Source organism: Brevibacillus sp. MS2.2 (assembly GCF_013284345.1).
Taxonomy (GTDB): Bacteria; Bacillota; Bacilli; order Brevibacillales; family Brevibacillaceae; genus Brevibacillus; species Brevibacillus brevis_C.
The window spans coordinates 339,339-351,091 of record NZ_JABSUZ010000002.1; the positions used below are offsets into that span (position 1 = coordinate 339,339).

Below are 11,753 nucleotides of genomic sequence, written 5' to 3' on the forward strand. Positions count from 1 at the left end.
CTTTTAGTGCTTGAAATGACGAGTGCCGGTAAAGATCATCGCAATGCCCGCTCGGTTGCAAGCATCAATCGATTCTTGGTCGCGAATGGAGCCGCCTGGCTGGATGATAGCGGTAATCCCTGCTTTGGCTGCCGCTTCCACGGTATCTCCCATCGGGAAAAACGCATCTGAGGCCATAACCGCGCCACTTGCCAACGTACCTGCTTGCTCGATGGCAATTTTCGCTGCCCCAACGCGGTTCATCTGGCCTGCGCCCACACCGATGGTCATATTGTCTTTTGCCAAGAGAATCGCATTTGATTTGACGTGCTTGACGACCTTCCACGCGAATTTCAACTGTGCCAGTTCCTCTTCCGAAGGCTTGCGGTCTGTGACCACCTGAATCTCGCTTTCTTCGAGTTGCTTGTAGTCGAAGTCTTGAATGAGTGCCCCGCCTGCTACAGGAGCCACACGGAACAGATTGTCCACTTTTTTGGCTGGTTCATTCAGCGCAGGAATACGCAAGAGACGCAGGTTCTTTTTCTCAGCCAGAACAGCCAACGCCTCTTCGGTGAAGTCTGGTGCGATAATAATTTCCAAGAAAATCTCTTTCATCGCGAGTGCGGTGTCATGGTCAATCGGGCGATTTGCTGCCACGATCCCACCAAAAATAGAGACAGGGTCTGCTTCGTACGCTTTTTGGTAAGCGGCGCGAATATCAGTGCCGATCCCTACTCCACACGGGTTGGAGTGCTTGATCGCAACGACAGCAGGTTCAGCGAATTCGCGTACAATCGCCAACGCTGCATCTGCGTCATTGATGTTGTTATAGGAAAGCTCTTTTCCTTGCAGTTGGCTTGCATTCCCGATGCTCAACTGATCGGACAACGGCTCACGGTAAAATGCCGCACGTTGATGCGGATTTTCCCCATAGCGTAAATCCTGTGCTTTCTCGTAAGTCACCGTGTAGCTCTCAGGCAACAGTTCGCCTACCTGCTCACTCAAATAGCGAGAGATCAAGGCATCATAGGCAGCTGTATGACGGAAAACTTTTGCAGCCAGCTTGCGACGGGTTTCAAGCGTAGTATCGCCATTTGCTTCCATTTCTTCTGCTACTTTTTCATAATCGGCTGCATCGACCACTACACTGACGAACGCGTGATTTTTCGCAGCAGAACGCAGCATCGTTGGTCCACCAATATCAATATTCTCAATGGCATCTTCATATGTCACGTCTGGCTTCGCTATCGTTTCCTTGAAAGGATAAAGGTTCACGACAACCAGATCAATGGTTTCAATCCCAAGGTCTTTTAGTTGCTGCACATGTGCTTCACTGTCCCTTACAGCCAAGAGGCCGCTGTGGATATTGGGATGCAACGTTTTGACGCGACCGTCCAAAATTTCTGGAAATCCAGTCACTTCAGAAATGCCAATGACGGGAACTCCCTCTGCTTTTAAGAGAGAAGCCGTACCCCCGGTAGAAATGATCTGTACCCCGGCGGCTACCAATCGACGGGCAAACGGAATCAATCCTGTCTTGTCAGAAACGCTGATCAACGCTTTTTTCACACTCACGGATAGAACCTCCTGAATTTTAGTGAAAACATGAGTAACTATTGACCAAAACACGAACAATACTTATATATTATAAAATAATTGTACGCTATTATCAATAACTTCGTCAGGAAAACAAACGCAGCCGCCCATGCCTGTTCGGCACTTGCGACTGCACACACCTGCATTTGTTTTATGAAGTTATCGTTTTTTCTTGCCTTTGCCTGACAGCTTTTTGATACGGTCTGACAGTGAGACTGATTTGCTTTTGGCAGTCGCCCTGATTGGCTTGATCGGCTTCTTCGACTTGCGGCTTTTCGCCTTTACTTCTTTGGGCATTAAGTTCCCTAGCTCTTCCATGGAGATGGATTGGCCGTCCTTTACACGATCCCTGACGCGCTCCTTCGTCTCCTCTGGAACTTCGAATCCCATGTTGCCCAGCTCATCGAGCAGCGCATCTACGTTGGCTCCACCCTTCGGCATTTTTTCCGCTAGCTTCATAATATCGTTAAGCGTCCATTGCCGCCCTGTTTTTTGGCTTAGCTTATCAAGCAAGTTCGAAACAAAATCTCCGCTCAAGTCGGCCCCTCCCTTTGTGGGAATATCCTTCTCTGTTACTGTATGTCACCAGAGTTGATTTGGTTTGTCATGATTCGCGGAGGAAGAATAGCAGTAAAATAGGGGGAGCCGGTCATAGTTAGAAGCCGACACCGTCTGAAAGGACATGAATAACATAGTGGTAGGACGAGAAAACGTGATTGGCAAAGTCAATCATTCATCCTCGTTAGGTGAGGCTCCTATACAAACATAAGCCACTGCCCGGAAATATCGAAAGATGCCAATGGGTAGAACAGGAACTGCCGAACTAAGGCTTTTCTTAAGGTGGCTAAGGAATGTTTCCTTTACGTTGTATAGTGCCAAAGCTCTGGTAGGGGGCCCTCTAGATTCCCGCTAGAGGGTTTTTATTTTCGAAAGGGGGGAACGTTTTTATGGACAGTAGTCCAAGTTGCGGAATAAATAACTGCAATCAATTGTGTACGGAGAATTTTCCGGCCTTGTGGCGCTGCGGCATGTTCCCCATACCTTATTTGACATTGTCCCTTTTTATGGGACGAGTGTAGTAAGTATCTATATGTAGACATGCTTGCGCAACATGGTCGTATCCCTCCGATCCTGATTTGTGAAAGGATGAGAAAACCATGTTGAACATTTACAAAACGAATGCCATGGGAAAAATAGAAGAACTGCATCAAATTGAAAAAGGCTGCTGGATTCATTTGACCGATCCTTCTGAGCAAGAAAAGCAACAAGTCGTCAGGGAGTTGTCGATTGACCTTCATTTTTTGCAGGATGCCCTTGATGACGAAGAAATAGGTCGGATCGACAAAGAAGGTAACCGCGTGATGCTCTACGTGGACATCCCGATCTCCACAAAGGAAGGGACGAAGGACAACTATACGACGGTTCCGCTGGGAATCATGGTGATGGAAGATTATATCTTAACCGTTTGCCTGGTAGAAACGGCTGTCATGAATGAGTTCGTCCAAGGGAAAGTGAAAAGCTTTCACACGCATATGCGAAACCGGTTCGTCCTGCAAATTTTATCGAATACGTCGCATGATTATTTGCATTACTTGAAAAAAATCAACAAGCAGACAGAAACGCTGGAAAAATCGTTGCGACAATCGACGAAAAACAATGAACTGCTTACCTTGCTTGAATTGCAGAAGGGCCTCGTTTATTTTTCGACTTCCCTGGAAACGAACAGTCTGTTGATCTCCCTGCTTCGGAGCGGCAGTTATTTGAAAATGTACGAAGAAGATAAGGAACTGCTGGAAGAAGTAAAAATCGAAACCAAGCAGGCCATCAAAATGACGGAAATCTATACTGCCATTTTAGGGAACATCATGAATGGCTTTGGCTCCGTCATCTCCAACAATCTGAATCGCGTATTGAAGCTGTTGACCGCCATCACGATTGTCATCACCTTACCTATGGTGATCGGCACCTTTTACGGGATGAACGTCCCGCTTCCTTTTCAGGATCATCCGCACGCATTCACGATCATTATGATCATGTCCACCGCCATTACGTCCGTAACAGCCCTCCTGTTTTGGAGAAAGAAGTATTTCTAAATGAATGACCAAAAAACCGACATCAGAAAAGGATGTCGGTTTCTTTTGGATCTCTCGATTTACGTCAACTGGACAAGCCTTCCTTCCAGCTTCACTCTCTCTTCTGCTAAATAGCCAATGACCTTCACCAAAAGCTCATGCTCCACGGCATGAATGCGAGCTGCCAAAGTCTCAGCCGTATCTGTATCTTGCACCGCTACGGGAATCTGGGCAATGATCGGCCCTGTATCCAAACCGGCATCAACCAGATGTACCGTTACCCCCGTTATCTTTACCCCGTAAGCGAGTGCCTGACCAATCGCGTCTTTTCCTGGGAAAGCAGGCAAAAGCGACGGATGCAGATTGATGATTTTTCCTTCGTAGTCAGACAAAAGAGTGTCGCCCACCAAACGCATGTAGCCTGCCAGCACAACCAGCGATATATCGCGTTTTTGGAGCTGCGCCACTATTTCCTGCTCAAAAGCAGCCTTGTCTGCATACTCCTTCGGTTGAAAAACAAAGGCGTCGATCCCTAAACGCTCTGCCCGTTCCAATACCTTGGCGCCAGGCTTGTCGCAAACGAGCAAGGCAACTTCTACGCCTGTGAGCCTACCGTCCTGTACAGCCTGCACGATCGCTTCAAAGTTGGAACCGCTGCCTGAGGCGAAAATGGCCAGCTTTCTCACCATTCCACCCCGTTGTATACGACTTTGCGCTCTCCCGCTTGAATATGTCCGATCAAATACGCCTGTTCTCCCAGCTCTTGCAGCTTTTCCATCACACTCACTGCGTCTTCCGGCTTCACGACGAGCATCATGCCAATACCCATGTTGAACGTTTTGTACATATCCGGGTAAGAGATGTTACCCGCCTCTTGTACCAGCTCGAAGATCGGCAGTACAGGCCAGGAACCAACGTTGATTACAGCCTGCATTCCTTCTGGAAGCACGCGCGGAATGTTTTCAGTAAAGCCGCCGCCTGTGATGTGCGCCAGAGCTTTCACCTCATGTGACTCAAGAACCGATAGCACTTGCTTCACGTAAATGCGGGTCGGTGTCAGTAGCTCTTCGCCGAGCTTTTTGCCCAATCCATCAACATGATCATGCAGGGACATACCTTTGTCTGCCAAAAGAACCTTGCGAACGAGCGAGAAGCCGTTGCTGTGCACGCCGCTGGAAGCCAGCCCGATCAGTACATCACCAGCCGCCACAGAAGCCCCCGTAATCATTTTGCTCTCGTCCACGACACCTACGGTAAAGCCTGCGATGTCGTATTCGCCTTCCGCGTACATGCCAGGCATCTCGGCAGTCTCCCCGCCAATCAGCGAGCAGCCGGACTGGGAGCAGCCTTCTGCGATCCCTTTGACAATCGCTTCGATTTTTTCCGGAATGACCTTGTCTACTGCCAGATAATCGAGGAAAAAGAGCGGCTCTGCCCCTTGAACCACTACGTCATTGACGCACATCGCGACAGCATCGATGCCGATTGTATCGTGTTTGTCCATGGCAAAAGCGAGCTTCAGCTTGGTTCCTACCCCATCTGTACCGGAAACGAGAATCGGTTTCTCGTATTTTTTGGTATCCAGGCGAAACAGCGCTCCGAACCCTCCCAAATCCGTCATAACTTCCGGGCGGAATGTTCGTTTGACGTGCTTTTTCATGCGTTCGACGGCTTCGTTGCCCGCATCGATGTCTACGCCAGCTTGTTTATATGCTTCACTCATCGTTTCTCCCCCTAGCAAGAGGTGCTTGTATTAGCGGTTGTTCATAAGTAGCACGGTTAGCATTTGAGCGCAGGTAGCGCTTCTTCGAACTCAATCTCTGTCGGATATTCTCCGTTAAAGCATGCGAGGCAGTGTCCTCTATTGGGAGCCGAATCCGTGCGGCCAATCGCATCGATCATTCCTTCAACAGACAAGAATGAGAGCGAATCAGCCTCAATGATTTGACGAATTTCCTCTACGGATTTGGTCGCCGCAATCAGTTCCTCACGCGACGAGGTGTCGATGCCGTAAAAACAAGAATTCATAACAGGCGGAGAGCTGATGCGCACATGCACTTCTTTTGCGCCAGCCTCACGCAGCATGCGGACGATCCGATTACTCGTCGTACCGCGAACAATGGAGTCGTCAATCATGACAACGCGCTTGCCTTCCACTACCTTGCGAACCGCAGACAGCTTGAGATAGACAGCACGCTCACGCAGCTCCTGACTCGGCTGAATGAAGGTACGTCCGACATAGCGGTTTTTGATCAAGCCGATTTCGTACGGAATTCCCGTCGCTTCCGCAAATCCGATAGCAGCAGAGATACTCGAATCCGGTACACCTGTGACGACATCAGCATCAATCGCGGATTCCAATGCCAGTTGCTTGCCCAGACGTTTGCGCGCCATGTGGACGTTGATTCCGTCGATGTCACTGTCTGGTCGAGCAAAATAAATGTATTCAAACGTACAAATCGAACGCTGTGTTGTTTCAGTAAACTTGCTTTCCGTAATGCCATCCTTGTCGATGACAATCAGCTCACCTGGTTGCACGTCACGCCAATATTGCGCGCCGATAATATCGAATGCACAGGTTTCAGACGCGACAGTGATCGCATCTCCGAGTCGTCCCAATGACAGCGGACGTAAACCATTCGGATCAAGGGCGATCACGAGTTGGTTTTCGTTCATGACGAGAAGTGCATATGCTCCCTTGATATATTGCAGGGCATCCTTTACCGCTCCAGGCAAATCCTTGCACTCAGAGCGGGCGATTAGATGTGCGATCACTTCTGTGTCACTCGTCGTCTGGAAAATGGAGCCTTTTGCTTCCAGCTCTTTTCTAAGCACGGCGGCATTCACGAGATTCCCGTTGTGGGCAACAGCCATGCTGCCTTGTGCGTAACGGAAGAACAACGGTTGGGCATTTTCAATCTTGCTCGAACCAGCAGTCGTATAACGGGTATGACCAATCGCGATATGACCGCTGAACTTCTCCAGATCGCCCTTGCCAAAAGCCTCTGACACGAGACCCATTCCGCGGTGCTTATACCATTTCTCACCGTCGGAGGCGCAGATACCTGCGCTCTCCTGACCGCGATGCTGAAGGGCATGCAGACCCAGATAGGTCAATTGGGATGCTTCTTTGTGGTTGTAGATGCCAAAGACGCCGCATTCTTCGTTCAATTTGTCCCAGATTAGCCGATCAAACATGGAATCGCATCCTTCCAGGCTGCTTTCACCTCTTGAGTCGAAGCGTTAATCGCTTCTGTACCATTCACGTTCACTACCAGACGATCGCCGCCGACCGTACCGATGTTTTCAGCAGGTACGCCATGTTCACCTGCCAATGCGAGAATCGCCGCCGCTTGCTCCCCAGAAGCACTGAGCAAGATGCGAGATTGAGATTCACTGAACAAGAGCACGTCAGCACGCAGCTCAGACGCAAGAGCCACCTGCGCACCGAAGCCTTTGCCAAAGCAAGATTCAGCCAATGCGACACCCAGACCACCTTCGGACAGATCGTGTGCGGAGTTCACCAGACCTTGGCGAATCGCTGTGAGAACCAGCTTTTGCACAGCCGCTTCTTTAGTCAGATCGATTTGTGGAGGACGTCCGGAAATGCTGCCCGTAGCCATCTTTTGATACTCACTGCCACCCAATTCAGCGAAGGTTTCGCCCAACAGGATGATCACGTCGCCTTCATTTTTGAATTCTTGGGTCGTAATATGGTCAACATCAGTGATCAAACCGACCATTCCCACTGTTGGGGTTGGATAGATCGCGTCACCGCTGCGTTCATTGTAAAAAGATACGTTTCCGCCGATGACCGGAGCATCGAGTGCTACGCACGCTTCGCTCATGCCCTCGCACGATTTTTCAAATTGCCAGAACACCTCAGGCTTTTCCGGGCTTCCGAAGTTCAAGCAGTCCGTAATCGCCAGCGGCTCTGCACCGGAGCAGACGACGTTGCGCGCAGATTCTGCAACCGCAATGGCACCGCCCACTTTCGGATCGAGGTATACATAGCGACCATTGCAATCCGTACTCATGGCAAGGGCCTTGCGAGTACCGCGCACCATGACAACAGCAGCGTCAGAACCAGGCTTTACTGCTGTGTTTGCACGCACGATGTGATCGTATTGCTCATATACCCACGCTTTATTCGCCACTGTTGGCTGAGCCAGCAAGCTTTTCAGCGTAACATTCAGATCTTTCGGTTCTTGGATGTCTGCCAACACATCTACATTCGCATTTGCTTCGTAGTAAGCAGGCACCGCAGATGGACGATGGTAGACAGGTGCGTCGTCTGCCAAGCTGTCTACTGGTACTTCTGCTACTACCTCACCTTGGTGCAACAAACGCAGCTTGCTGTCTTCGGTTACTTTGCCCACGACAGCGGACGCCAGACCCCATTTGTCAAAAATCGCAATCGCTTCTGCCTCTTTACCTTTTTCCACGACGACGAGCATGCGCTCCTGAGACTCAGACAGCATCATTTCGTATGCAGACATGCCAGCTTCACGCTGTGGTACCAGGTCCAGATTCATTTCGATACCATTGCCCGCCTTGGACGCCATCTCGGAGCTGGAGCTCGTCAAGCCAGCCGCTCCCATGTCCTGAATCCCGACGACGATACCCGTGTCGATCAGCTCCAGGCACGCTTCCAGCAAGAGCTTTTCCATGAATGGATCGCCGACTTGTACCGCCGGGCGTTTTTTCTCCGACTCTTCCGTGAGCTCTTCGGATGCGAAGGTCGCCCCGTGAATACCGTCACGCCCTGTGCTTGCACCAACGTAGATAACAGGGTTGCCGATACCGGACGCTACCCCTTTTTGAATCTTCTCGTGGTCGATCAAGCCGACACACATCGCGTTGACAAGCGGATTCCCTTCATACGTAGGGTCGAAATTCACTTCGCCACCCACAGTCGGAATCCCGATGCAGTTCCCGTAGCCTGCGATACCAGCTACTACATTTTCAAACAAATATTTGACGCGAGGAGACTTGAGCTCCCCGAATCGAAGCGAGTTGAGCAGCGCAATCGGACGCGCGCCCATCGAGAATACGTCACGGATGATACCGCCCACACCAGTTGCAGCCCCTTGATACGGCTCAATCGCAGATGGGTGGTTATGGCTTTCGATTTTAAAAACAACCGCCTGATTGTCACCGATGTCGACAATACCCGCACCTTCCCCAGGTCCTTGCAAAACGCGAGGTCCTTTTGTCGGGAAACGACGCAGGACAGGCTTGGAGTTTTTGTAGGAGCAGTGCTCCGACCACATGACGCTGTACAGACCTGTCTCCGTCCAGTTCGGCTTGCGGCCGAGAATTTCTACGACACGCTGATATTCTTCGTCAGTCAGACCGATTTCTTTATATAGTTTTTGATCGGCAATTTGTTCGGCTGTCGGTTCTTTATGCGTGAGTTGTGACACTGTTCTGCTCCCTCCAAGTCTTCAGGATCGAGGTAAACATGCGGCGTCCGTCATCGGAAGTCATCCAAGAGTGGACGGCACGCTCCGGGTGAGGCATCATGCCAAGTACGTTTCCACGTTCGTTGCAAATGCCCGCGATGTCTTCCAGTGAACCATTCGGATTCTCGCCATGATAGCGGAAAACAATCTGATTGTTCGCTTTAAGCTTCGCCAGCGTTTCTTCATCACAGTAGTAGTTTCCTTCGCCATGCGCGATCGGAATTTGGATGATTTCCCCTGCCGCGAAATCACGGGTAAAGGAGGTGTTGTTGTTTTCTACACGCAATTCGGACAGCTTGCAACGGAATTTCAGTGAACGGTTGCGCAAGAGTGCTCCTGGCAACAGCCCGACTTCTGTTAGGATCTGGAAGCCGTTGCAGATTCCCATGATCAGCTTGCCTTCTTCTGCTGCCTTCACCACTTGCTCCATGACGGGTGAAAAACGAGCGACCGCACCACAGCGAAGATAATCTCCATAAGAGAATCCGCCTGGCAAAAGAATCGCATCATATTTGGAAAGATCGGTATCGGAATGCCATACGTAATCCACAGGCACTCCCATTACGTCTTCAACTGCGTTAAACAAATCAATGTCGGCATTCGAGCCTGGAAAGACGATAACGGCTACTCGCATATCCTTAGCCCTCCACGATATCAAAGCGATAGTCTTCTACCACCGTATTGGCCAGCAGCTTTTCGCACATTTCACGTACACGTTCTTCTGCTTGCGCACGGTCAGAAGTGTTCAATTCCAGTTCCATGTACTTCCCGATGCGCGCATTGTTTACTTCATCAAAACCCAAAGTGTGCAGAGCACCTTTTACAGCGTGTCCTTGCGGGTCCAAAACACTCTCGCGCAATGTTACATAAACAACAGCTTTAAACATGTACGTCTCCTCCTAGTCTCGTAAGCATTTCTTTGTAAGCTTCCTCCACATTGCCCAAATCGCGGCGGAAGCGGTCTTTGTCGAGCTTTTCATTTGTTACCGAGTCCCAGAAACGGCATGTATCCGGGGATATTTCATCGGCGAGGAGAATCTCCCCATCCGCTGTTTTTCCGAATTCCAGTTTGAAATCGACCAAGGTAATGTTGCGCTCGCGCAGGTAAGGCACGAGGACCTCGTTTACAGCAAGACCCATGCGCTCCAATGTCGCTTGGTCACTCTCGCTCGCAATCCCCAACACTTTGATATGGGAGGCATTCACCAATGGATCTCCCAGTGCGTCATCCTTGTAGTAAAACTCGACAACGGGCTGCGGGAGCACTGTCCCTTCTTCCATGCCAAGACGCTTGGCCAATGAGCCTGCTGCGATATTGCGAACGACTACCTCCAAAGGGATAATCTCCACTTTGCGAACAACTTGCTCTGTGGCGGACAGCAGACGGACAAAATGGTTGTCGATGCCCCGCTCCTTCAGCATGGTGAAAAAGATTGCCGTAATGCGGTTGTTCAGCTCACCTTTTCCGGTGATTTGCGCCCGTTTCTCTCCATTGAATGCTGTTGCGTCGTCTTTGTACTCTACCCAGTACTGATCAGGCAAAGATGTCCGATAAATACGTTTCGCCTTACCTTCGTAGAGTTGTTCCTGTTTTTCCACCGTAGGAGTCACCTTCCCAGTCAAAAAGGTTGAGTTTCGGTTAATTCACGAACGTTTCAACTACATTAAAACACAATCATACGCATTTATCAACGAAAAATGCTGGAATAGACTTCGACAAACGTTCGGGATTTACTGCATGTTTTCCGAACTATATATGTTAACATTCGTTTACATGTTCTCCATACTGGCTTTACATCTCCTGATTACAATAGTCCTTAGTCTCGGGACTTTTCGACCATCCACTTATCAGGAGGCAACTGGAGATGCACGCTATCTTTCGCCATTTACTCACTCCCTTATCTCGCTTACACAGGCAAGTGCGGCTCCGTACCAAGCTGACGATCCCACTGCTATGCATCCTGCTCATTTCTTCTGGCATGATTGGCTGGACCTTTTACACCCAGGCAAAAAAGGCGATGATTTCGCAAATGGAGTCCCGCCTTGACTCAGAAACGGACAAGACTACCGAAAAAATATCGCTTTTGAAGTTTACTTTCGCTAGCGACGATCAAGCCTACCAAAAGCGCCTTCAATACGAATTGCAACAGCAAGAAAGCAATCTTTCTCAGGAAGGCTTGATACTTCAGCAATATCTGGTCAAAAATGGAGCCTTTCATCCCATTGAAAAAGTGACAAAGGGCGCTATTGAGATCCCGCAAGATATCGCGATACGGATGGAAGCGGAGCGATTCGGCGTGATTCATGTCCCTGTCGATGGTCACATACATACACTGGCCTTTACGCATTCTCCTGAGGAGAACTACATATACGTCATAGACGTTTTACAGGAGTCCTATCTAGGTCCTCTCCACGAGATAACCAAAATTATCGTGGTGACCATTCTCGCTAGTCTGGTCTTTTCTTTGTTGCTTTGCTTGCTGGTTGTAAAGGGGATAACCGCGCCTTTTCAGACGTTGATTATGGCCATGCAACAGGTCAGCTCAGGCGACCTCACCCATCGTTCCCTTCTGCAAAACGAGGGTCCAGAGATTCGCGGGATTTCTAACAGCTTCAATCACATGATCGAACAAATGTGTGA

At 49.7% G+C, this 11,753-nt stretch carries 11 protein-coding genes and 1 riboswitch; of the genes, 2 read left to right on the plus strand and 9 right to left on the minus strand.

The annotated features are described in order from the left end of the window. Window positions 1-3 precede the first annotated feature (3 nt). Together purH and HP568_RS03135 are read right to left on the minus strand one after the other, a co-directional pair. Window positions 4-1,554, minus strand: coding sequence for a bifunctional phosphoribosylaminoimidazolecarboxamide formyltransferase/IMP cyclohydrolase (purH, locus tag HP568_RS03130; RefSeq protein WP_048031073.1), 1,551 nt, complete (start codon window positions 1,552-1,554; stop codon window positions 4-6). Between the two features lie 180 nt (window positions 1,555-1,734). After that, entirely contained in the window at window positions 1,735-2,112 is a 378-nt protein-coding gene (locus HP568_RS03135; RefSeq protein ID WP_048031072.1) for a hypothetical protein, read from the minus strand. A 194-nt stretch (window positions 2,113-2,306) separates the two neighbouring features. Continuing rightward, window positions 2,307-2,474, plus strand: a riboswitch (M-box (ykoK) riboswitch). A 258-nt stretch (window positions 2,475-2,732) separates the two neighbouring features. On the opposite strand from HP568_RS03135, the gene HP568_RS03140 reads away from it, so the two are divergent. Then, a complete protein-coding gene (locus tag HP568_RS03140; RefSeq protein WP_048031071.1) occupies window positions 2,733-3,668 on the plus strand; it encodes a magnesium transporter CorA family protein in 936 nt (311 codons plus the stop codon). Between the two features lie 59 nt (window positions 3,669-3,727). Here the strand turns inward: HP568_RS03140 and purN are convergent, their stop codons facing one another. From purN to purC, 7 genes are read right to left on the minus strand one after another with little or no spacing between them, the layout of a single operon-like run. After that, window positions 3,728-4,336, minus strand: coding sequence for a phosphoribosylglycinamide formyltransferase (purN, locus tag HP568_RS03145; protein WP_173628291.1), 609 nt, complete (start codon window positions 4,334-4,336; stop codon window positions 3,728-3,730). Then, window positions 4,330-5,370: a phosphoribosylformylglycinamidine cyclo-ligase gene (gene purM, locus HP568_RS03150; RefSeq protein ID WP_048031069.1), complete on the minus strand. Its 1,041-nt coding sequence runs from the start codon at window positions 5,368-5,370 to the stop codon at window positions 4,330-4,332. The genes purN and purM overlap by 7 nt, the downstream gene beginning before the upstream one ends. 56 nt (window positions 5,371-5,426) lie before the next feature. Then, window positions 5,427-6,845, minus strand: coding sequence for an amidophosphoribosyltransferase (purF, locus tag HP568_RS03155; RefSeq protein ID WP_048031068.1), 1,419 nt, complete (start codon window positions 6,843-6,845; stop codon window positions 5,427-5,429). Then, window positions 6,830-9,073, minus strand: coding sequence for a phosphoribosylformylglycinamidine synthase subunit PurL (gene purL / locus HP568_RS03160; RefSeq protein WP_173628292.1), 2,244 nt, complete (start codon window positions 9,071-9,073; stop codon window positions 6,830-6,832). Before purL ends, purF begins: the two co-directional genes overlap by 16 nt. Continuing rightward, window positions 9,054-9,746 carry a phosphoribosylformylglycinamidine synthase subunit PurQ gene (gene purQ, locus HP568_RS03165; RefSeq protein WP_048031066.1) on the minus strand — a complete coding sequence of 231 codons (693 nt, stop codon included), beginning with the start codon at window positions 9,744-9,746 and terminating at the stop codon, window positions 9,054-9,056. The genes purL and purQ overlap by 20 nt, the downstream gene beginning before the upstream one ends. 4 nt (window positions 9,747-9,750) lie before the next feature. Beyond that, window positions 9,751-9,999: a phosphoribosylformylglycinamidine synthase subunit PurS gene (gene purS, locus HP568_RS03170; RefSeq protein WP_007717324.1), complete on the minus strand. Its 249-nt coding sequence runs from the start codon at window positions 9,997-9,999 to the stop codon at window positions 9,751-9,753. Further along, window positions 9,992-10,711: a phosphoribosylaminoimidazolesuccinocarboxamide synthase gene (purC, locus tag HP568_RS03175; RefSeq protein ID WP_012684340.1), complete on the minus strand. Its 720-nt coding sequence runs from the start codon at window positions 10,709-10,711 to the stop codon at window positions 9,992-9,994. The genes purS and purC overlap by 8 nt, the downstream gene beginning before the upstream one ends. A 266-nt stretch (window positions 10,712-10,977) precedes the next feature. Here purC and HP568_RS03180 point away from each other — a divergent pair. Continuing rightward, window positions 10,978-11,753, plus strand: a 776-nt coding sequence (locus HP568_RS03180) for a HAMP domain-containing protein (RefSeq protein ID WP_173628293.1), incomplete at its 3' end; no start/stop codon positions are given.